Origin of the sequence: Pseudomonas sp. HMSC067G02 (assembly GCF_001813485.1) — a bacterium.
GTDB lineage: Bacteria > Pseudomonadota > Gammaproteobacteria > Pseudomonadales > Pseudomonadaceae > Pseudomonas > Pseudomonas aeruginosa.
This window is the reverse complement of the sequence record NZ_KV812649.1, coordinates 15858-38182: the sequence shown is the minus strand read 5'-3', so window position 1 is coordinate 38182 and position 22325 is coordinate 15858. Positions and strand designations below refer to the sequence as shown.

Genomic DNA, 22325 nt, shown 5'->3' with positions numbered 1-22325 from the left:
TAGAAACTGGCGTCAACACTTATTTGAAACTTTTTAACCCAAAGGTCAGGAAGCCCAGAGGACGCCCCATTCCTCCTTTATAGGCTGGCTTGCCCCGCCCTCTCCTTCTGTTGCCTCATATAAGGAATGCGAGCCACGGCTCCGCCGCTTTCGACGAGTGTTCCATGCGCCTCATACATACCTCCGACTGGCACCTGGGTCAGACCCTGCACGGCCAGGACCGCGATCATGAGCACGCGCGCTTCCTCGACTGGCTGCTACGCCAGTTGGAAGAGCAGCGCGCCGATGTCCTGCTGATCGCGGGCGATATCTTCGACACGATCAATCCACCGCTCAAAGCCCAGGAGCGCCTCTACGACTTCATCGTCAGCGCCCATCGGCGGCTGCCGCGGCTGGAGATCGTGATGATCGCAGGCAACCACGACTCCGGCGCGCGCATCGAACTGCCCGCTCCGCTGATGAAACGACTGAACGCCCATGCCATTGGCCGGATCGGCTGGATAGACGAAAGCCTCGATAGCGATCGCCTGCTGCTGCCCCTGCACGACGCGGATGGCCAGGTCGCCGCCTGGTGCCTGGCCCTGCCCTTCCTGCGTCCCGCCGAAGTCACCGGAGGCGGGCTCGGCGACGATTACCTGGCCGGTATCCGCCAGGTGCACGAACGCCTGGTTGCCGCCGCGCAAGCCCGTCGCACGCCGGGACAGGCACTGGTCGCCGTCAGCCACGCACACATGGCCGGCGGCTCGGTTTCCGAAGACTCCGAGCGAAACCTGATCATCGGCAACGTCGAAGCGCTGCCCGCCAGCCTGTTTCCGGAGCAGATCGCCTACGTAGCCCTCGGTCATCTGCACAAGCCACAGAAAGTCGCCGGACAGGAGCGTATTCGCTATAGCGGCTCGCCGCTGCCGCTGTCCTTCGCCGAAGTGAACTATCGCCACCAGGTACTCCTCGTCACCCTGGAAGGTGAGCGCCTGAAGGATGTACAGAGTCTCCCGGTGCCACGCGCGGTGGAACTGTTGCGCATCGGCCCCGCGTCTCTTGGCGAGGTGCTCGATCGAATCGGCGAACTGGCCGAGGCCGACCTGCTGAACGAACAGCGGCCCTGGCTGGAAGTCCGCGTCATGCTGGATCAGCCGCAACCGGACCTGCGCCAGCAGGTCGAGAGCGCCCTGCTGGGCAAGGCTTGCCGTCTGGTGCGCATCGCCAGCGAATACCAGCGCCGCGACGAAGAACAGGCGCCGCTGCTTGGGCTCGACCAACTCAACCCCCAGGAACTGTTCAGCCGCGCCTGGGAAAGCGCCTATGGCTCCGGCCCGGATACGCAGGCGCTGGATGACTTCGCCAGCCTGCTGCAAAGCGTCGAACTGGCCACCGACGAGCCCCCGGGGAAATAAGCCGTTCCATGAAGATTCTCGCCATCCGTCTGAAGAACCTTGCCTCCCTCGCTGGCGAGCAGGAAATCGACTTCACCCGCGAACCGCTGTCCAGCGCCGGCCTGTTCGCCATCACCGGTCCGACCGGCGCCGGCAAGAGCACCGTGCTGGACGCCCTGTGCCTGGCCCTGTTCGGCAGCACGCCGCGGCTGGAAAGCACTTCGGCCAGCAGCAAGGTTCCCGATGGCCGGAACGAGCTGTCCAGCAACGACGAACGCAACCTGCTGCGCCGCGGTTGCGCCAGCGGCTACGCCGAAGTGGATTTCGTCGGCATCGACGGCCACCGCTATCGCGCCCGCTGGGAAACCCGGCGCTCCCGGGACAAGGCGGACGGCGCCTTGCAAAAGAGCCAGCAGAGCCTCCAGGACCTGGAGACCCAACAAATGCTGGCAGCGAACAAGAAGAGCGAGTTCCGCGAACAGCTGGAGCAGAAGCTCGGCCTCAATTTCGCCCAGTTCACTCGCGCCGTGCTGCTGGCCCAGAGCGAATTCAGCGCCTTCCTCAAGGCCAGCGACAACGACCGCGGCGCATTGCTGGAGAAACTCACCGACACCGGCCTGTACAGCCAATTGAGCAAAGCCGCCTATCAGCGCGCCAGCCAGGCCGACGAGCAGCGCAAGCAACTCGAGCAACGCCTGGAAGGCAGCCTGCCCCTGGCCGAGCAGGCCCGGGCCGGGCTCGAGGCGGCGCTGGAATCCCACGTCCAGGCGCGTCTCCAGGAGCAACAGGCCCTGCAGCGCCTGGAAGGCCAGCAACAATGGTTCACCGAGGAGCAGCGGCTGCTGCAATCCTGCGAGCACGCACAAGGCCAACTGGCCGAGGCCAGGCAGGCCTGGGACGCCCTGGCGACGGAGCGGGAAACCCTGCAATGGCTGGAGCGCCTGGCTCCGGTTCGCGGACTGATCGAACGCCTGAAGCAACTCGAGCAGGAACTCCGGCACTCCGAGCAGCAGCAGCGGCAACGCACCGAGCAGCAAGCCGCGGGCGCCGAGCGCTTGCAAGGGTTGCAGGCCCGCGTGCAGGAGGCGCGCGAGCGCCAGGCCCAGGCCGACGACCATCTGCGTCAGGCCCAGGCGCCGTTGCGCGAGGCTTTCCAGCTGGAGAGCGAGGCCAGGCGCCTGGAGCGAACGCTGGCCGAGCGACAGGAACTCCATCGGCAATCGAACCAGCGCCACGCCCAGCAAAGCGACGCCGCTCGGCAACTGGATATGGAGCAGCAGCGCCATGTCGCGGAACAGGCGCAACTGCAGGCGGCATTGCGCGACAACCAGGCTCTCGCCGCGCTCGGCGACGCCTGGGCGACCCACCAGGGCCAGCTCGCCGCCTTCGTGCAACGTCGCCAGCGCGCGCTCGAAAGCCAGGCGCAGCTCCCCGAGCTGGAAAAATCCCTGGCCCAGGCCGGGGAACCGCTCGAACGCTTGCAGGCGCAATGGACCGCCCTCCATGGCAGCGAGCCGGACGACCTGGCGGCACGCCTGGACGAATTGCGCCGGCAGACCGATAGCCTGGAACGACAACAAGCGCTCCACAAGGAATGGCAACAGGCCCTCGACCAACGCACCGGCCTGGCTCGACGCCTGGGCGAACTCGACCAGCGTATGGTCGAGCAGGAGCAGGCATTGCTCGACCTGAAACGACAAGGCAGCCAATGCGCCGAGCAGGTGAAGGCGGCGGAGCAGGCCCTGCAGGTCACCCGCGAGTTGCTCCAGCGCCAGCGTCTGGCCCGCAGCGCCAGCGTCGAGCAACTGCGCGCCGGCCTGGTGGACGGCGAGGCCTGTCCGGTCTGCGGCAGCCAGGAGCATCCCTATCACCAGTCCGAGCAACTGCTCGCCGCGCTCGGTGAACACGACGACCAGGAGCAGGTCCGCGCCGAGCAGGCCCTCGAGCGGCTGCGACAGACCCTGGTCGGTCTGCGCGAGGGCTATTCCAGCCAGCGGGAAAGACTCAACCAGCGTCGCCAGGAGCAGCAGGAACTGACCGGCCAACTGGCCGCGCTCGATCGGCAACTGGAGCAATGGACGCTGCCGGAAGAACTGCGACTCCTGCAGCCATCCGCGCAGTTGGAGTGGCTGGCACAACGCCTGGACGAACTGGCTGGGCAGCGCCAGCAGTGCCAACGAGACTTCGACCGGCTGATCGCCCGCCAGCGCCAGACCCAGCAATTGCAGCAGGAACTGCGGGCCGCCGAGACGATCCTGCAACAGCGCCAGCAGGCGCTGACGGAACAACGGCAGCGCTACGAACATTTGCAGCAGCAGGTCGAGGAGGACAGCCAGCAATTGCGTCCATTGCTCTCCGACGAGCACTGGCAGCGCTGGCAGGCAGATCCGCTGCGGACTTTCCAGGCCCTCGGCGAGTCCATCGAGCAACGCCGGCAGCAACAGGCGCGGCTTCAGCAGGTCGAACAGCGTCTGCAGGAGCTCAAGCAGCGCTGCGATGAATCGAGCTGGCAACTGAAGCAAAGCGACGAGCAACGCAACGAAGCCCGCCAGGCAGAGGAAAGGGCCCAGGCGGAACTCGCCGAGCTGAACGGACGCCTCGGCGCTCACCTGGGCCAGCACGCCTGCGCCCAGGACTGGCAGCTATCGCTGGAGCACGCCGCGCAAGCGGCGCAGAGCGCCGTCGAGACGCTCCAGGCGCCCCTGGATTCGCTGCGCGAGGAACAACTGCGACTCGCCGAAGCCCTGGAACACCTGCAGCAGCAACGGCAGCGCCAACAGGATGAGTTCCAGCGCCTTCAGGCCGACTGGCAGGCCTGGCGCGAACGCCAGGACAACCTCGACGACAGCCGCCTCGACGCCCTGCTCGGCCTTTCCGAGGAACAGGCGACGCAATGGCGGGAGCAATTGCAGCGACTGCAAGAGGAGATCACCCGCCAGCAGACACTGGAAGCAGAGCGCCAGGCGCAACTGCTCCAGCATCGCCGGCAGCGGCCGGAAACCGACCGCGAGGCGCTGGAAGACAACCTGCGGCAACAGCGCGAACGCCTGGCCACCAGCGAACAGGCCTACCTGGATACCTACAGCCAGTTGCAGGCCGACAACCAGCGCCGCGAGCAGAGCCAGGCGCTGCTTGCCGAACTGGAGCGAGCCCGCGCCGAGTTCCGTAGATGGGGCCGCCTGAACGAACTGATCGGTTCGTCCAGCGGCGACAAGTTCCGCCGCATCGCCCAGGGCTACAACCTCGACCTGCTGGTGCAGCACAGCAACGTGCAGTTGCGCCAGTTGGCGCGGCGCTACCGCCTGCAGCGCGGCGGCAGCGAACTGGGCCTACTGGTGGTGGACAACGAGATGGGCGACGAACTGCGCTCGGTGTATTCGCTCTCCGGCGGCGAGACCTTCCTGATTTCCCTGGCCCTGGCGCTCGGCCTGGCCTCGATGGCATCGAGCAAGCTGCGCATCGAGTCGCTGTTCATCGACGAAGGCTTCGGCAGCCTCGACCCGGAATCCCTGCAACTGGCGATGGATGCCCTGGACAACCTGCAGGCCCAGGGGCGCAAGGTGGCGGTGATTTCCCACGTCCAGGAAATGCACGAACGGATCCCGGTCCAGGTGCGGGTCCAGCGCGAGGGCAACGGCATGAGCAGCCTGAAGGTGGTCGGCTGAGCCGACCGCCCAGGCGGCACGTCAGAACGGCAGCTCGGTCTGTTCACCCGGAGCATGCGGCGGCTGCTCTTCCCTTTCCGGCCGCAGATGCAGCATCAGCCCGCTGAGCCGGCGCACCTTGCGCCGCACTGCTTCCTCGAACACCCCGGGCAGGCTTTCCACCAGGCTGAACCAGTCGCGGGCGCGGGTGATACCGGTGTACACCAGCTCCTTGGTCAGCACCGGGTTCAGCGCGTCCGGCAGGACCAGCGCGGTATGGGCGAACTCCGAACCCTGCGACTTGTGCACGGTCATGGCGAACACGGTGTCCACCTCGACCAGGCGGCTCGGCAGGACGAAGCGCACGCCGCCGCTACCGTCGTTGCGCGGGAAGGCCACGCGCAGCGCGAAGCGCAGGCTGCCGTCGTCGTTGCGCTCGGGCAGGCGCAGGGCGATGCCGATATCGCCGTTCATCAGCCCCAGGCTGTAGTCGTTGCGCGTCACCAGTACCGGCCGCCCCTCGTACCAGCCGTGATCGGCCTCGATCAGGCCAAGGCGCAGCAGTTCCGCCGCCACCCGCTGGTTCAGTCCTTCCACGCCCCATGGGCCGCGGCGCAGCGCGCAGAGCAGGCGGAAGGCGTCGAAAGCCGTCAGTACCGACTGCGCCCAGCGCTCCCAGGCGCCATCCTCCAGCGCCAGTCCGGCGGCCGGGCGGCCCTCGGCCAGGCGTTGCAGGTAGTGCCGGTAGCCGTACGGCGTGCCCGGCGCCTGCGGATGACCGTCGACGAACAGCCGGGCGAAGGCTGCATCGCGCTCCCCGCGCAGGCGCAGGTCGAAGAGGTCGGCGGGCGGACTGTCCAGCAGCGCGCGCGCGTCATCGGCCTGTTGCCGGTTGACCAGCCGCGCCAGGCGCCCGATCCCGCTGCTCGCGCCGAAGCGCCGGGAATGCCGCAGCATGACGGTCTGTTGCGCCAGCGGATGCGCCTGCGCCGAACCTTCGCGCAAGCCCTGCCAGGTTTCGCCGCTGACCCGCTGCAACCAGGCGCGGGTCTCGGCGCTGTACCAGCCCTCCTCGGCATCCCGGCAGAGATCGCCGAGCACCGCGCCGGCCTCTACCGAGGCCAACTGGTCCTTGTCGCCGAGCAGGATCAGGCGCGCCTGCGGCGGTAGCGCATCGAGCAGGCTGGCCATCATTTCCAGGTCGATCATCGAGGCCTCGTCCACCACCAGCACGTCCAGCGCCAAAGGGTTGTCCCGGTGGTGGCGGAAGTGCCGGGTATCCGGACGGCTGCCGAGCAGACGGTGCAGGGTAGTGACCTCGGCGGGGATCGCCTGCAACACGTCTTCCGCCAGCGGCAGGGCCCGGACCTGCTGGCCGATGGATTCGGAGAGACGCGCCGCGGCCTTGCCGGTGGGCGCCGCGAGGCGGATGCGCAGCGGCTGGCCGGCGGCTACCGCCGGTGCCTGGAGCAGACCGAGCAGGCGCACCACGGTGGTGGTCTTGCCGGTACCGGGACCGCCGGTGATCAGGCTGAAATAGCCGCGGGCCGCCAGGGCACAGGCCAGCTTCTGCCAGTCGGTGACGCGCTGGCCGTCTTCCGTCGGCGCCTGCGCGAACAGCGCGGCCAGGCGCGGCGCCAGGTCTGCGGCCAGGGGCGCCTGCCGACCCAGGCGCTCGCGCAGGGCCAGGGCGATCTCCAGCTCGTGCCGCCAATAACGACGCAGGTAGAGACGCTGAGCGCAAAGCACCAGCGGCGAGGTCGCCGTCTCGCTCGGCTCGGGATCGCCTGGGCGCTCGTCGACCACCTCCACCAGCGATGACGCCGCCAGGGCCTCGCGCCAGGCGTCGAGGCGCACGCCGCGCAGCAGTTGCGACGGCAGCAGCACATCGCGGCCTTCGTCGCCTTCCGGCGGCAGCGACAGTGCCGCGTCAGGCGCACCGAGGGTCGCCTCCAGGTCCAGGCAGACGTGCCCGTGGCCCAGTTGGTGGCTGGTCAGCGCCGCCGCCAGCAGCACCCGGGGATCGGCCTGCGGCTGCAACTCGACGAGGAAGGCGACGAACGCCCGGTCCAGCGCCCGTAGCCAGCCGCGCGCCACCCACAGGTCGAGCTGGCGCAGCAGGTCGTGGCGTACCGCCAGCGGTTGCGCTACCTGGTCGTCGCGGCCATCGCGGACTTCGCCGGCCAGTTGCTTGAGGGTCGGATTCATCGCTCGGCTCCCGGCTGGCCGCTGAACAGCGCGTCCAGGCGTTCGATCAGTTCCCGCGGCGGGCGCTCGAAGTGCAGGCCCTGGGTCGCCGCGCGGGCGCCGCGAAGGAACAGATACACGGCGCCGCCCATGTGGCGGTCGTAGTCGTAGTCGGGCAGGCGCGCCTTCAACTGCCGGTGCAGGGCCAGCAGGTACAACACGTACTGCAGGTCATAACGGTTCTCCAGCACCGCGGCGGTCATCGCTTCCGGGCTGTAGGCGCCGTCGTCGGCGCCCAGCCAGTTGGACTTGTAGTCGGCCACGTAGAAACGCCCCTGGTGCTCGAAGACCAGGTCGACGAAGCCCTTGAACATGCCGTTCAGCAGGGACGGCGCCAGCGCCGGACGCGCCGCGCCGCCGAGGGTATGGCGCCGGACCAGGGCGTCGATCGCCTCGGCCTGGACCTGGTGGGTGGCGAACCAGAACTCCATTTCCACCTGGTAGGCGACCAGCCCGGCCAGGCTGGTTTCGCCACCGGGCCAGCGCAGCGGTTCGGCGAGATACTGTTCCAGCCACAGGTCGAGCGGTTCGGCCCAGTCCTTCCAGCCCCGCAGGTCGCAGCGTCGCGCGACCAGTTCGCGGCGCCGCTGGGCATCGGCGCGCGCCACATCGAAGCCTTCGCGGCCGGCCCATTCGAGCAGCCCGTGGAGGAAGGTGCCGGGAGCCGGTCCGCGCGGGAAGCGATGCAGGTCGTCGCGCATCTCGCTGGCGTGCGCGACCGGCGGCTGTTCGGCGGAGCGGCCTTCTTCGTGGAAGGTGGCTTCCTCGGCGCTGATCGGCTCCTGCGATTCGTCGCTCTCCAACGCCTCGTCATCGTCCAGCCCGGCGGAGGCCTGCAATTGCAGGCCGGAATAGCTGGCGACCCACCACTTCTCGCGGCTGCTGCGGCGGGTTTCGCGGGCCTGCCCAAGGCCCTGGCCGCGCCCTGCGACATAGCGTTCGGCGTCCGCCTCGGGGGCCGGCTCGACGACGATCTCCCGGCACTCGCCGCGCAGCGCGGCGAGGCATTGTCCGAGGCCATCGCTGCCGATGGTCGCGCCGCCGGCAAGCAGGTAGCCCAGGGCCCCCTTGTGCAACTCCGGCGACTTGCTGTTGCTCGCCACCAGCGGCGCGATGCCCAGCCACACCGAATGGCGGGCGCGGGTCAGGGCCACGTAGAGCAGGCGCATGTCTTCGCCGAGGCGCTCGTCGTTGGCCTGCTCGTAGGCCCGCGCAGCCTGCTCCTTGCGCCGCGCCAGCTCGATGACCCGCCCTGCAGCGCCATCCTCGTGGAAACTCGCCGGCGCGCCGCTGTTGCCGTCCAGCTCCCTCCAGCTGCAGATGAAGGGCAGCAGCACCAAGGGGTATTCCAGCCCCTTGGACTTGTGGATGGTCACCACCTTGATCAGGTCGGCGTCGCTTTCCAGGCGGAGGATCTCTTCGCTCCCCGGACTCTGCACCTGCTCGGCCAGATGGCGGATCAGCGCGTGCTCGCCGTCCAGCTCCACCGCCGCGCGCTGCAGCCACTCGGCCAGGTGCAGCAAGTTGGTCAGGCTGCGCTCGCCATCGGCGTGCCGCAGCAGGCGCGCCGGCAGTTCGAAGTCGGCGAGCAGGCGCCGCAGCATCGGCAATACGCCCTGGGCCTGCCAGGACCGGCGATAGTCGCGGAAGCGCAGGACCATCCGTTCCCAGAACAGTTCGTCCTGGTTCAATCGTTCCAGGGTCGCCCAGTCCAGGTGCAGGCTGCGGGTAGCCAGGGCGACCCGCAGCAGCGCATCGGCACCGGGGTCGGCGCAGGCGCGCAGCCAGTGCAGCAGGTCGGCGGCTTCCTGGCTGTCGAACACCGAGTCGCGGTCGGACAGGTAGACGCTGGCCAGTCGTCGCGCCGCCAACGCGCTGCGGATCGCCTCGGCCTCGGCGCGACCGCGGACGAGGATGGCGATATCCGCCGGGCGCAACGCCCGCCAGCCGCCCTGCTCGTCGGCGAAGCCGGCGCGGCCCAGGTCGGCCAGGCTCAGCCAGCGGCGGATGGCGCTGGCGCTGCGCTCGGCCATTTCCTGGCGATACGCCGCGGAGCCGAGCACGCCGGCTTCGGCGTCAAGGTTCCAGAACGTCATCGCCGGCGCCTCGGCACCGTCGATCAACAAACGTTCGGCGCGCCCCTGGGCGTCCACCGCATGGAACGGCACCGGGTTTTCCAGCCCCTCGCGGGCGAAACGGAAGGCGCCGCGCGGATGCTCTTCGGCGAAGGCGAAGCAGCGGTTGGCGGCCGCCACCATGGCGGCGGTCGAGCGGAAGTTCTTGCCGAGGGTGTAATGCCGCCCGCGAGTAGCCTCGCGGGCGCGCAGGTAGGTATGGATGTCGGCACCGCGGAAGGCGTAGATCGCCTGCTTGGGGTCGCCGATCATGAACAGGCCGGTTTCCCGCGCCTGGGGCTCGTCGGGATCGGCGGCGATCCGGTAGATGCGCTCGAAGATCCGGTACTGCACCGGGTCGGTATCCTGGAACTCGTCGATCAGCGCCACCGGGAACTGCTCGCGGATCAATTGCGCCAGGCGCTCGCCACCAGGCCCCTGCAAGGCGCGGTCGAGGCGGCTGAGCAGGTCGTCGAAGCCGATCTCGGCACGCCGCTGCTTCTCGACCTCCAGTTCGCGCCCGACTTCGCCCAACGCGTGCAACAACAGGTGGGGAGCGAGATCGGGACGCTCTTCCTGATGCGCGGCCCAGGCGTCGATGGCCCTTAGCGCGGCATGCTCGGGCGCTACGCGCTTGGCGGTGAGCTTGATCCGGGTCTGGCCGAACTTGCCGAGGTTGGCCGGCTGCTCGCCGCCCTCGCTCCAGTCCGCCAACGCTTGCAGCCAGGCGTCGAAGGTCTCGTCGCTGTCCTTGCCGCGATAGCTGTTGCCGTTCAGGTAGGGACGCAGGTCGCGCAGCAGCGCTTCCAGTTCGACGCGCGCTACGCGCCAGGCGGCGCGGGCCTGCGCGTCCAGTTGGTCGAGCTGGCGATACCAGTCGCCGCCCTGCTCCAGCAAGGCTGCCAGCGACTCGGGCGCACTCAGCGCCTGGTCGGCGTAGCGGAAGTCGGCGTCCTGCCGCGCCAGCAGCGGCTGCAAGGCCTTGCCCAGCGCCTCCGGCCCGCTGTAGCAACTGGCCACGGCTTGCGCCGCCGGAGCCGTCAGGCCGTAGAAGTTGCGCCGCCAGTAGTCCCGCACCACTTCGGCGAGCAATTCGCTCTGGTCGGTCTCCAGGTTCTGGGTGAACAGGCTGCCGCTGTCGAAGGCGTGCTCGCGCAGCATCCGGTAGCACCAACTGTGGATGGTCGATACCGCGGCCTCGTCCATCCACTCCGCGGCCAGGCGCAGCAGGCGCGCGCAGCCCGGCCAGCGCTCGGTGGGATACTGCTGGCGCAACGCGACCAGCAGGCCGTCGTGGCGCTCCTGCGGCTCGGCGAAACAACGCGCCGCTTCGCCCAGGCGGCTGCGGATACGCTCGCGGAGTTCCTGGGTCGCCGCATCGGTGAAGGTCACCACGAGGATTTCCGGCGGGCTCAGCGGCCGGCCGAAAGCGCTCTCGCCGCCATGGTCGAGGACCAGGCGTACGTATAGCAGGGCGATGGTGAACGTCTTGCCGGTACCGGCGCTGGCCTCGATCAGGCGGCTGCCGTGCAACGGGAAATCCAGCGGATCGAGGGCCACGGGCATCTGCTGCTGGCTCATGCCTGCTCCTCCGCGCCACGCCCCAGGGCAGCCAGCAGCGGCGCGTAGAGCTGCTCGGCCCAGTGCGCGAACTCACCGCTGGCGAGCAGCCGGTCGAAGTCCGGATAGACCCGAGCCAGCGCCGGCGAGGCGTCCACCTCGCCCCCCATGCCGAACCCTCCCTCGTAGCGCTTGCGCGCCTCGCGCATGGCTTTCTCGGGCTCTGCGGCGCCACCACTGACGAGCCAGGCGAAAGCGGTCCGGCAGGCCAGCGGCAACGGCTGGCGCATGCCCTGGCGCCAGGCGTCGATCAACTGGTCGAGGTACTCGCCGGCGCGCTCGCTCGGCAACGGCGGAATCTCCAGGGTGCCGGTCTGGCTCACCAGCACGCTGCTCACCGGCTGGCCGAGACGTTGCAGGGCGAGGTGCTGCAACCAGTGGCGTACCAGGCTGTGCCACTTGAAGCTGCGCCCCTCATGGAGCTTGCCGCTGAGCAATTGCAGGCGCGCCAGGCGCCCGGAAGCGTCGCGACGCAAGCCGCCGAGCCAGTCCTCCAGCTCCAGCCCGGACGAATGGCGATGGCGCAACTCCTGCTGCTGCTCCACCGCCTCCGGCCAGCGCTCGATTTCCTGGCGGTAGCGCCAGAGCAGGTCGGGCAGCGGTTGCAGCAAATGGCGCGCGGAGAACTCGCCGAACGCCGCCAGCGGCAGGCGACCCTGTCGCCGCAGTCGCTCGACCTGGGCCTGCAACTGCGCCGGCAGGCCCTCGGCATCCCAGTCCCGCTCGACCCAGCGCTTCATGCGTTCGGTCAGCTCGAATTGCAGCTTCCAGTTGTCCAGCGCGTCCAGTTCGAAAGGCTCTTCGTCGTTGCCGGTCAATTGCTCGTCGTCGAAACGCACCTTGAGCCGCTGCTGGAAGAACGCATTCACCGGGTTGGCGAGGAACTCCGCCAGCGCTCGCAGCCCCAGCGCGCCCTCCAGCTCCAGCGGCGCCAGGGGCGCTTCGGCGTCGGGAGCGCCGATCTCGTCCTCGCGATGGACCTCGCGCCACTCGCGGGCGTAGGTGAACAGGCCATCGACGCCCTGCTCCGGCGCATCGTGAAAATACCGGCGGCTGAACGGCTGCAGCGGATGCTCCTGGGTCAGGGCACGCAGCAGCGCCTCGCCGTCGCCGTCCGAGTCCAGGCGCCAGCCGGCCGCCAGGTGATCGCGCAACTGGCCGATCAGCACCGAGGGCGGCCGCTCGCCATTGTCGCGGATACTCCGCCCCACCCAGCTCACGTAGAGTTGCTCGCGCGCCGAGAGCAGCGCCTCGAGCAGCAGGTAGCGGTCGTCCTCGCGCCGCGAGCGGTCGCCGGGGCGGTAGTCGTTGCGCATCAGGTCGAAATCCAGCGGCGACTGCTGGCGGGGGTAGTCGCCATCGTTCATGCCAAGCAGGCAGACCAGCCGGAACGGGATCGCGCGCATCGGCATCAACGTGCAGAAACTCACCGCGCCAGCCAGGAAGCGCTGGTTCAGGCCGCCCTGGTCCAGGCCGCCGAGCCAGGCCTCGCGTATCACGCTGATCGGCAGCGGCTCGGCGAAGGCCGCACAGGCGCAGTGTTCCTGCCAGCGCTCGAGCAGTTGCAGGAGCTGGGTGAGGAGCAGTTCGTCGCGCTCGTCGTGGGCCTCGAAGAACACCGTGAGCAGGGCCTGCAGGCGCTCGCCCCACTGCGCCGGGGTGGCCGGTTCGGCCAGCTCCGCGTAGGCCACCTCGAGGCGCTCCAGCAGCACAGCCAGCGGGCCTGCCAGGGCGGCGTCCAGGCCACCGACCTCATCGTAGGGCTGGATGCCTTGCAGGGCCGCGCCTTCGCCGACCGCGTAGCCGAGCAGCATGCGCCGCAGACCGAAGCGCCAACTGTTGCCCTCCAGTCCCGCTGGCAGGCCGAGACGCTCGCGCTGCGCGGCATCCAGCCCCCAGCGCACGCCGGCGCCTTCGATCCAGCGGTGCAGGGTCGCCAGGTCGGCCTCGTCGACGCCGAAACGCCGGCGCAATGCCGGGACGTCCAGCAGGTCGAGGATCTCGCTCACGGCGAAACGGCTGTCGGGCAGTTTCAGCAGGTGCTCCAGGGCGATCAGCAGCGGCTCGCGACCGCGCTGTCCCTGGTCGGCCAGGGTATAGGGAATGAAGCGCTGGTCGTCGCGCGGCACCTGGCCGAACACCGCCTCGATGTGCGGCGCGTAGGCGTTGATGTCGGGGACCATGACGATCACGTCGCGCGGCTTCAGGCTCGGATCGGCGTTGAAGCGGGCGAGCAACTGGTCGTGGAGGATCTCCACTTCGCGCTGCGCGCTGTGGGCCACATGGAAGCGGATCGAGGCGTCGCTCCGCGGCGCCACCGGCGGCCAGTGCTCGCGGGTTTCCGCCAACGGGCGCAGTTCGAGGATATCGTCCTGCAACTGGCCGAGCAGCCCGTGCGGGGCCTCCTCGCTGAACAGGTCGATGCGCCCGCCGTTGACCTCGCCGAACAGGTTCCGATAGCTGTCCGGGTCGTCGTAGCTGTCGAGCAGGTTGATGTAGTCGCGGCCCTGCTTGCCCCAGGCCGCCAGCAACGGCTGGGCATGCTGATGCTGGCGGTCCTCGTCGAGGTCGGCGGGGACGCCGGCGCGGCGCTGCTGGCGGCGGTACTCGTGGCGCAACAGGTCCTTGTCGGCGACGATGTCGGCCCAGTGGTGGCGACAGGGGTTGTGCACGCAGAGCAGCACCTGGCTGAACCTGGCCAGGGCGGCCAGCGCCTCGAGGGTCTGCGCCGGCATCGAGGAAATCCCGAACACCACTACTCGTCGCGGCAACGCGCGCGGCGCCGCGCTGGCGAAGCGCAGCGCCTCGATGAAGCGCCGGTGCACGCCGGAGCGGCTGCGGGCCAGGCTATCGGCACCGACGTCGGCGAGCAGCGCGCGCCACAATTCGGCCTGCCAGCGCTCGTCGGCACCGAGCGGGCGCGCCTGCCCGTTCGCCGTGCGCAACTGGTCGCGGCCCTGGCTCCAATCGTCGAGCCAGTCGCCGCGATAGACCTGGTACTGGTCGAACAGGTCGGCCAGGCGCTCGGCCAGTTGATGACGCTTGCGCAGGTCGGCATCGTCGGCGAGGAAACGTTGCAGGGTGCGGAACTCGGGACGCTCCAGCAATCCGGGAAGCAGACGCATCAGGCGCCAGGTCAGCGGCGCCTTGTCCAGTTCGGAAACCTCGGGAATGCTTTCGCGGCCCAGCACCGCGCGATAGGCCTGCCAGAGGAACTGCGCCGGCAACTGCACCTCCAGCGCCGCGGCGATGCCGCCACCGCCGCCACCGTCCTCGCGGGGATCTTCGGCCAATGCCAGCTTCAACCATTGGGCGATGCCGTTGCTGTGCACCAGGACCCGCTCGCTTTCCAGCGGCGCCAGCGGATAGCGGCGCATCCAGGAAACGGCGAGGTCGCGCAGGTCGTCCAGGCGATTGCCGTGGACGATCATGAATCCGGGCGTGAGGGCGGTGGTTCCCAAGGGTTCTGGCATCGGTACGGCTATTCCTGGCGCAAGGCTCTGGCGAAAGAGGTCAGGATCGGGCGGCGACGAAGCGTCGTTCCAGTTCGAGGCTGTCGGCCATGCGGAAATCGCTCCAGCGCTCGCTCAGGCCGAGATGGCTGTCCGCCTGGCAATCCGGGGCACTGGCGCAACGGCGGGTGAAGGTGTTGACCACCTCGACCATCTCCTCGCGCTCGGCGCCGACCAGCAGCGCCGCGTGCGCCAGCACCACCGGCCGGCCGGCGCCGTTGCGCCGCCAGCGTTGTGCGGTCCCGGCGAGCTTGCGCCCATCCAGGGTGACATTGTAGCGGCCGTCGCAGAAGGAACCGGCCACGGCGCCCACGCCGGCGTCCAGGCCGCGCTCGCGGAGCCAGTCGCAGATCGGCTGGCACAGCCGCAGGTAGGCGGTTTCGATACGGGTCTGCTCGTTGTCGCCGGGCCCCAGCGCATAGGACAGGGCGATGTTCAGCACGCCCGGCGATTGCGGCACCGGCTCGCCGCCGGTATCGCGCAGCAGCACCGGCCAGCCGCGTTCGGCGACCGCTGCGCTGGCCGGCGCGAACCCTTCCAGGCGCTCCATCCGGCGCGGCATGACCAGCGCCCGATCGCACGGCTGCCAGAGCAACAGGCCATGCTCGCGGGCACCGCCACACACCTCGTCGAGCAGGGCGCGCTCGGCGTCCAGCCCATCCTGCACGGAAAACACTTCGACCACGATTCTTCCTCTTCCAGGCTGGCACGGCTCGGCTCCCGCGCGGGGAGCGCTGCTTATGATAGCCAGTGGCGGCGCCTCCGTGCGCCGTAATCGCGAGGAAGTTGCCGGGAAATCAGCAGGTTGCCGAGCGCAGGCGGGCCGGGCGGCGCTGCCAGAACTCGGCCAGCAGGACCCCGGCCAGGGTCAGCGCGCCGCCGACCAGGTGATGGACGGTCAGGCGCTCGCCGAGCACCAGGGTGGCGATGCAGGCGGTGATGATCGGCAGCAGGTTGAAGAACAGCGCCATCCGGCTCGGCCCGAGACGGGCGACACCGTGCATCCAGGCCAGCGCGGCGACGATCGAGGCGAACAGCGCGGCGTACAGCACCAGCGGCAGGTTGGCGGCGTTCAGGCCGGTGCGCGGCGACAGCAGGTACAGCGGCAGCAGGGCGAGGATCGCCACCAGCACCTGCAGGTAGAGCAGTTGCATGGCCGGCAGCTTCAGGCTCCATTTCTTCAGCAGCACGCTGTACACCGCATAGGCCAGGGTGGCGACGATCATCATCGCGTCGCCGAGGTTCACTCCATGCTCCAGCAAAGCGCCGAGATGGCCCTGGGAGATCACCAGCACCACGCCGGCCAGCGACACCAGCGCGCCGAGCAGCGCCCCGGCGTTCAGCCGGTGGGCCAGGATGCTGCTGGCCAGGCCCAGCGACATCAGGGGCATCAGCGACAGGATGATGCCCATGTTGGTGGCGCTGGTCAGCGCCGCCGCGTAGTAGGCCAGGCTCTGGTAGACGGCCATGCCGAGCAGGCCGAGGACCACGAACTTGCCGAGGTTGGCGAGGATGTAGCGGCGGTTGCGCAGCACCGGGCCGAGCATGAAGGGCGTCAGCGCCAGGCCGACCAGCAGCCAGCGGAAGAAACCGATCTCGGCGGGCTGGATGATCCCCACGGCGAGCTTGTTGACGACGGTGTTGCCGGCCCAGATGAACACCGCCAGCAGGGGAAACAGGTATTGCATGAGGGTTCCGCACTATGAAAAAGGAATATGCGGCCATTCTGAGCCAGTCCGAATACAGACGTATAATGAATTCCAGACAAACCACCCGTAGGTTCGGACATGTCGACCACCACCCTGCTGCGCCTTCCCGATCTCCAGGGGCAGTCTTTCGACGTCTATTTCCGCTATGACGAGTTCGGCGCCGACACCCATTCGCCGCCGCACACCCACGCCTGGGGCCAGCTCAACTATGCAGCCCATGGCGTGATGCAGCTGGAGATCGACGGCCAGCGCTTCCTCTCGCCTCCGCAATACGCGGTATGGATACCACCGGAGCGGGTGCACAGCTGCTACAACAGCCAGGCCATCGTCTACCGCTCGCTGTACCTCTCCACCGAGCTGTCACGACGCCTGCCGGCGACACCCTGCACCCTGGCGATCAGCGCGATCCTCAAGGCGATCCTCTCGGACTTCGCCGAGCGCGGGGTCAACCTGCCGACCTCGGCGCAGGACCTGCGCCTGGCCCGGGTCGTCATGGACCAGCTGGAATGCGCCCAGCCCCACGACGACTACCTGCCCTACGGCCGTACCCCGGCGCTGCGCGAGGTGCTCGACGCACTGCAGGCCGAGCCGGGCGACAACCGCTCGCTGGCGCAATGGGCGCAGCAGGTGCACAGCACCGAGCGAACCCTGGCCCGACACTGCCAGCGCGAACTGGGCATGACCTTCGGCGAATGGCGCCAACGCCTGCGCTTCCTCGCGGCCATCGAGGCGCTGGAAGCCGGCAGGGGGATCCAGCAAATCGCCTTCGACCTCGGCTACAGCAGCCCCTCGGCGTTCATCTCGATGTTCCGCCGGCTGGCCGGCACCACGCCGGAACAATACCGCCTGGCCAGCCGCGCCCAGGACATGCCGATGCTGTAACCCGCCGTGCATGCGTTGCGGCTATGCTCGCAGCAGCCGCCATCCGGAGTTCGCATGCCAACCGCCAGCCGCCATCCCGACACTGCCCTCGCGGTGTTCCTCGCCTTTCTCAAGCTGGGCTGCAGCGCCTTCGGCGGGCCCATCGCCCACCTCGGCTATTTCCGCGACGAGTTCGTCCGCCGCCGCGGCTGGCTGAGCGAAAGCAGCTACGCCGACCTGGTCGCCCTCTGCCAGTTCCTCCCCGGCCCCGCCAGCAGCCAGGTCGGCATGGCCCTCGGCCTGGCCCGCGCCGGCTACCCCGGCGCCCTCGCCGCCTGGCTCGGTTTCACCCTGCCCTCGGCGCTGCTGCTGGTACTCTTCGCTCTCGGTCTGGGACGCTGGGGCGCGCTGTTGCCCGAGGGCGTGCTGCATGGCCTGAAGATCGCCGCGGTGGCGGTGGTGGCCCAGGCGGTCTGGGGCATGGGCCGCAGCCTGTGTCCGGATCGCCCGCGCCTGGCGCTGATGGCGCTGTCCTGCGCGAGCGTGCTGGCCTGGCCCACGGCCTGGGCCCAGGTCGCGGTGATCGCCGGTGCCGGCCTGGCCGGCCTCGCCCTGTTGAAAACGGAAGCCGGGGAAGGCCACGAGCGGCTGCCGATCGCCATTGGCTACCGCGGCGCGCTGCTGTTCCTCACCCTGTTCGCCGTGCTGCTGGTCTGCCTGCCGCTGGCCGCGCGCCTCTGGCCGGAACACTGGCTGCGCCTGCTCGATGCGTTCTACCGGGCCGGCTCGCTGGTGTTCGGCGGCGGCCATGTGGTGCTGCCGCTGCTACAGGCGGAAGTGGTGCCCAACGGCTGGGTCGACGGCGATACCTTCCTCGCCGGCTACGCGGCCGCCCAGGCGGTACCGGGCCCGCTCTTCACCTTCGCCGCGTTCCTCGGCGCAGCCTCGGGCCCGGCGCCGAACGGCTGGAGCGGCGCGCTGCTGTGCCTGCTGGCGATCTTCCTGCCGTCGTTCCTGCTGGTCGCCGGTGCCTTGCCATTCTGGGAACGCCTGCGCCACGAACAGCGGGTACGGGCAACGCTGGCCGGGGTCAACGCGGCGGTGGTCGGCCTGCTGCTGGCGGCGCTGTACCAGCCGCTCTGGACCGAAGGCATCCTGCGCCCGGCCGACTTCGCCCTGCTGCTCTTCGCCCTGCTGGCCCTGCTCGCCTGGAAGACGCCGCCCTGGCAAGTGGTGCTCGCCTGCGCCGTGGCCGGCGGCCTGATCGCCGCAGCCGGCTAGCCGTTCAAGGCCAGGCTCAGCCCCTGCGCCGCCGGCGCGGCCGCCTTGCCCGGCTCCGCGCCCTCCGGCCGATAGCCGAGGCGCAGGCCGCCCCAGTGCTTGCCGTGGATGAAGATCGGCACCGAAAGATCGTGCATCAGCTCGCCGGTGTCACGGGTGTAGGTCTGTAGCAACAGCGGCTGCTGGTGGCTGCCGCAGCGAATCCCGGTGCGGTCGTTGAACAGGCGCTTGCTGCGGCTGCGCAACGCGTCCGTCTGCGGGTCGCCGCTGGGCGGATGGGCGAAGGCGCGATTGTGGGTGGGCACGTAGCCTTCGGGGGTACAGGCGATGGCGAACACCAGGTTGCGGTTGCGCTCCAGCAACTGCTCCTGGATGCCCGGCAGGACCTGGTCGGTGTAGCTGTCGAAGCGGGTCCGGTACTTGGTCGGCTGGGTATTGGGCAACGGCTGGTAGCTGCGGTCGAACAGGTCGTCGAGGTCGATGCGCCCGCTGCGCACGTCCTCCTCGAAGCGAGCGGCGATAGCCGCCGCGCCCTCCCGGGCGAGGTCGTAGACCGACTGGTGGTAGGCGTCCAGGCTGACCTCGGCGAGGCGCTCGCTGATCACCTCGGCCTGGTTCTCCAACTGGCTGGCGGCTTCGCCGAGGCGCAAGGTCTGTTCCTCGCTGGCGCTGAGGTCGCCGCGCACTTGCTCGACCGCGGCGAACAGGCTGGCGAGTTGGCTGCGGTTGATCTCGGCGCCCTGGGCGATCTCGGTAATCTGGCTCTCCACCCCGGCCGCCAGTTCGGCAATGCCTTCCAGTTGCCGACCGGTCAGCTCGACCTGGCCGACCCCTTCGCCCAACTCTTCGGAAAGCTGGCGGATCTGCTCGACCACCTCGCTGGTCTGGCGCTGGATCTCGGCGACCATCTGGCCGACTTCCTCGGTGGCCTCGGCGGTACGTCCGGCCAGGCCGCGCACCTCTTCGGCAACCACCGCGAAGCCGCGCCCATGCTCGCCGGCGCGGGCCGCCTCGATGGCCGCGTTGAGGGCCAGCAGGTTGGTCTGGCTGGCGATGCCCTGGATCACCAGGGTGACCCGCTGGATGTCCTCGCTGCGCTGGTTCAGCGCCTCGATCGCCTCGCGGCTGGCGCCCATCCGCTCGCTGAGCCGATGCATGCGCTCGATGGTCGAGGCCAGCAGCACCTGGCCCTCGTCGCTGCCGGCGCGCGCCCGGGTGGCGGCGTCCATGGCCTGGCGCGCCAGATTGGAGGTGGCGCGCTCGGTGTGGATCATCACTTCGGCGCTGCCGACGATCTGTTCGGCGGCGTCGAGCTGGGATTGCAGCTTCTCCGCCAGGCGCTTCACCGAGAACGCCACGCCGGCGGCCGACAGGGCGTTCTGGCTGGTGTTATGGGACAGGTCGCGAGCCAGCCGGGCGATATCGGGCTCGCCGACGGTCGCCACCGCCGTGCGGTTGCCGGGAAGCAGCCAGGGCAACCAGAGCAGCGCCACGCCGAGCGGCAGGGCCAGGTACAGCGGCAGCCAGCCATGCCGGGCGCCGACCAGCAGGAGAACCAGGGCCAGGCTCTGCAACAGGCAGACGAAGAGGATGCGGGAACGAGCGGGCTGCATGAGTAAATCTCCAGCCTCCGGGGCGTTGCGTCATGACCCTGGGGTCGGACGGGCGGCGGGGCTTCTTTATTTGACTTGTAGTCCGGTTTGTAGCCCGCCCCCGGAAGCGCCGCCATCGTTCCTTAGTGGTATGGCCAATGGCTGGCATTCGACTAGCGCAGGCCGCGACGAAAGGCGGAGAACGCCCCGGACGCGTCGGCCAGGCCTTGATCCATGGGGGCTTCGCCGCATTTCCAGGGGTCGCTCGAAGAACTTCCGTCCTGCCGTCCGTCGGCCGACACCGTATGACAAGCCCGGAGCCCACGTTATAATTCCGCGCCCATTTACAGCCGGTAGCGGTCGACTAGACTCCCAACCGGCGCTGGCCGGACCCCGCTTCCGCCCAGCCTGGTCGCTATCGGGCCCGCTCTTTTTGGACTCAGGACCACCCGTGACGAAAGACGAATTGCGTGCCGCGCTGGCGCGCGAGGAACAGCGTTACAAGGACGTGTACGGCGGCGAAGTGACGCTTTATGCCGCCCAGCCGGAACCCGACCGCAAGCCCTGGCGCAAGCGCCCAACCGTTCAGGAGCAGGCGTTCGACAGAGAACTGCAGAAGATCGAAGAAGAGCGTCTCAAGGCCGGGCAGGAAGCAGCGAACCCCATTCCATTTACCTCCAACCGACAGGAGAGCGACGGATAACGAAGCGTTTCAATCTGTTTCGTTTTTCCCGCAAAGCCCGATGCGACGGGGAGTTGCCCGCGACAATGGCAACCTTCCGGAGTTCCAGACGGATAAAAACGCATCTGGCATAATCGCCGCCCCGTCTCTGACCGGTTTCTCACATGTTCGATCTTTTCAGCGGGCTCGATGCCTGGGTGGGTATCAGCCTGGTGCTGGCCCTGGCCTTCGTCCTCACCTTCGAGTTCATCAACGGCTTCCACGACACTGCCAACGCGGTGGCCACCGTCATCTACACCAAAGCGATGTCCCCCTACCGGGCGGTGATGCTCTCCGGTGTGTTCAACTTCCTCGGCGTGCTGCTCGGCGGTGTCGGCGTAGCCTACGCCATCGTTCACCTGCTGCCGGTGGAACTGCTGATCAACGTGAACACCGGCCATGGCCTGGCGATGGTCTTCTCCCTGCTCGCCGCCGCCATCGCCTGGAACCTCGGCACCTGGTACTTCGGCATCCCAGCCTCCAGCTCGCACACCCTGATCGGCTCGATCCTCGGTGTCGGCCTGGCCAATGCGCTGATCACCGACGTGCCGCTGGCCGAAGGGATCAACTGGCAGAAGGCGATCGACATCGGCCTGTCGCTGATCTTCTCGCCGCTGGCCGGCTTCATGGTCGCCGCGCTGGTCCTGCTCGGACTGAAGTGGTGGCGTCCGCTGTCGAAGATGCACAAGACCCCGGAAACCCGTCGCGAACTCGACGAGAAGAAGCACCCGCCGTTCTGGAACCGCCTGGTGCTGGTGCTTTCCGCCATGGCGGTAAGCTTCGTCCATGGCTCCAACGACGGCCAGAAGGGTATCGGCCTGATCATGCTGGTACTGATCGGCATCGTCCCGGCCAAGTTCGTCCTCGACCTGAACAGCACCACCTACCAGATCGAGCGCACCCGCGACGCCGCCCTGCACCTCAGCCAGTTCTACCAGCGCCACACCGATACCCTCGGCGACATGCTGGCCCTGGGCAAGAGCAATGGCAGCGAGATGCCGCAGTTCTACCGCTGCGATCCGAAACAGACCGAGCCGACCATCAACGCGCTGCTCCGCGACCTGCGCGGCGTGCCCAGCTACAACGACCTGGACGCCGACGAGCGCGTGCAGGTGCGTCGCTACCTGCTGTGCCTGGACGACACCGCGAAGAAGGTCGGCAAGCTATCCGACCTGCCGGCGCGGGAGAAGGCCGACCTCGAGAAGCTACGCAAGGACCTGACCGCGACCACCGAATACGCGCCGTTCTGGGTCATCATCGCGGTGGCCCTGGCTCTCGGCATCGGCACCATGGTCGGCTGGAAGCGCGTAGTGCTCACCGTCGGCGAGAAGATCGGCAAGCAGGGCATGACCTACGCCCAGGGCATGAGCGCGCAGATCACCGCCGCCGCCGCCATCGGCATGGCCAACATCTACAGCCTGCCGGTGTCCACCACCCACGTGCTGTCCTCCGGCGTGGCCGGGACCATGGTGGCGAACAAGAGCGGCCTGCACGGCGGCACCGTGCGCAACATCCTGATGGCCTGGGTGCTCACCCTGCCGACTTCGATGGCGCTGTCCGCCGGCTTGTTCTGGCTGGCCTCGCAATTCATCTGAGCCGCCTCGCCGGTTGAAAAAACGCCTGCTTGTCCGCAGGCGTTTTTTTTGCCGCG

At 68.7% G+C, this 22325-nt stretch carries 12 protein-coding genes; 6 read left to right on the top strand and 6 right to left on the bottom strand.

Annotated features, from left to right (window positions below; genetic code table 11):
• Positions 1 to 164 precede the first annotated feature (164 nt).
• The gene (locus tag HMPREF2914_RS09670; RefSeq protein ID WP_023092816.1) at positions 165 to 1394 is read left to right on the top strand and encodes an exonuclease SbcCD subunit D C-terminal domain-containing protein; all 1230 of its coding nucleotides are present in this window, start codon (positions 165 to 167) and stop codon (positions 1392 to 1394) included.
• A gap of 8 nt (positions 1395 to 1402) precedes the next feature.
• The gene (locus tag HMPREF2914_RS09665; RefSeq protein ID WP_023980558.1) at positions 1403 to 5038 is read left to right on the top strand and encodes an AAA family ATPase; all 3636 of its coding nucleotides are present in this window, start codon (positions 1403 to 1405) and stop codon (positions 5036 to 5038) included.
• 21 nt (positions 5039 to 5059) lie between these two features.
• Here the strand turns inward: HMPREF2914_RS09665 and recD are convergent, their stop codons facing one another.
• From recD to HMPREF2914_RS09640, 5 genes are all read right to left on the bottom strand, one after another.
• Positions 5060 to 7225, bottom strand: coding sequence for an exodeoxyribonuclease V subunit alpha (gene recD / locus HMPREF2914_RS09660; RefSeq protein WP_023090813.1), 2166 nt, complete (start codon positions 7223 to 7225; stop codon positions 5060 to 5062).
• Positions 7222 to 10959: an exodeoxyribonuclease V subunit beta gene (recB, locus tag HMPREF2914_RS09655; RefSeq protein ID WP_023092818.1), complete on the bottom strand. Its 3738-nt coding sequence runs from the start codon at positions 10957 to 10959 to the stop codon at positions 7222 to 7224. The genes recD and recB overlap by 4 nt, the downstream gene beginning before the upstream one ends.
• A complete protein-coding gene (gene recC, locus HMPREF2914_RS09650; RefSeq protein ID WP_023092819.1) occupies positions 10956 to 14471 on the bottom strand; it encodes an exodeoxyribonuclease V subunit gamma in 3516 nt (1171 codons plus the stop codon). Before recC ends, recB begins: the two co-directional genes overlap by 4 nt.
• A 40-nt stretch (positions 14472 to 14511) precedes the next feature.
• Positions 14512 to 15195 carry a lipoate--protein ligase family protein gene (locus HMPREF2914_RS09645; RefSeq protein WP_003110110.1) on the bottom strand — a complete coding sequence of 228 codons (684 nt, stop codon included), beginning with the start codon at positions 15193 to 15195 and terminating at the stop codon, positions 14512 to 14514.
• Between the two features lie 112 nt (positions 15196 to 15307).
• Complete coding sequence (locus HMPREF2914_RS09640; protein ID WP_003093799.1) at positions 15308 to 16198, bottom strand: DMT family transporter; 891 nt, start codon at positions 16196 to 16198, stop codon at positions 15308 to 15310.
• Positions 16199 to 16297: 99 nt separating this feature from the next.
• Here HMPREF2914_RS09640 and HMPREF2914_RS09635 point away from each other — a divergent pair, with 99 nt between their 5' ends.
• Positions 16298 to 17101, top strand: a complete 804-nt coding sequence (locus HMPREF2914_RS09635) for an AraC family transcriptional regulator (RefSeq protein WP_004364263.1) — start codon at positions 16298 to 16300, stop codon at positions 17099 to 17101.
• A gap of 54 nt (positions 17102 to 17155) precedes the next feature.
• Positions 17156 to 18361 (top strand): chromate efflux transporter, encoded by a 1206-nt coding sequence (gene chrA, locus HMPREF2914_RS09630; protein ID WP_003110111.1) that lies wholly within the window; start codon positions 17156 to 17158, stop codon positions 18359 to 18361.
• Here chrA and HMPREF2914_RS09625 read toward each other — a convergent pair.
• Positions 18358 to 19974, bottom strand: a complete 1617-nt coding sequence (locus HMPREF2914_RS09625; protein WP_003093807.1) for a methyl-accepting chemotaxis protein — start codon at positions 19972 to 19974, stop codon at positions 18358 to 18360. The genes chrA and HMPREF2914_RS09625 overlap by 4 nt on opposite strands.
• Before the next feature lie 430 nt (positions 19975 to 20404).
• On the opposite strand from HMPREF2914_RS09625, the gene HMPREF2914_RS32740 reads away from it, so the two are divergent.
• Together HMPREF2914_RS32740 and HMPREF2914_RS09615 are read left to right on the top strand one after the other, a co-directional pair.
• The gene (locus HMPREF2914_RS32740) at positions 20405 to 20656 is read left to right on the top strand and encodes a hypothetical protein (protein ID WP_003117142.1); all 252 of its coding nucleotides are present in this window, start codon (positions 20405 to 20407) and stop codon (positions 20654 to 20656) included.
• 143 nt (positions 20657 to 20799) lie between these two features.
• Positions 20800 to 22269, top strand: coding sequence for an inorganic phosphate transporter (locus HMPREF2914_RS09615; RefSeq protein ID WP_003093821.1), 1470 nt, complete (start codon positions 20800 to 20802; stop codon positions 22267 to 22269).
• Positions 22270 to 22325 lie beyond the last annotated feature (56 nt).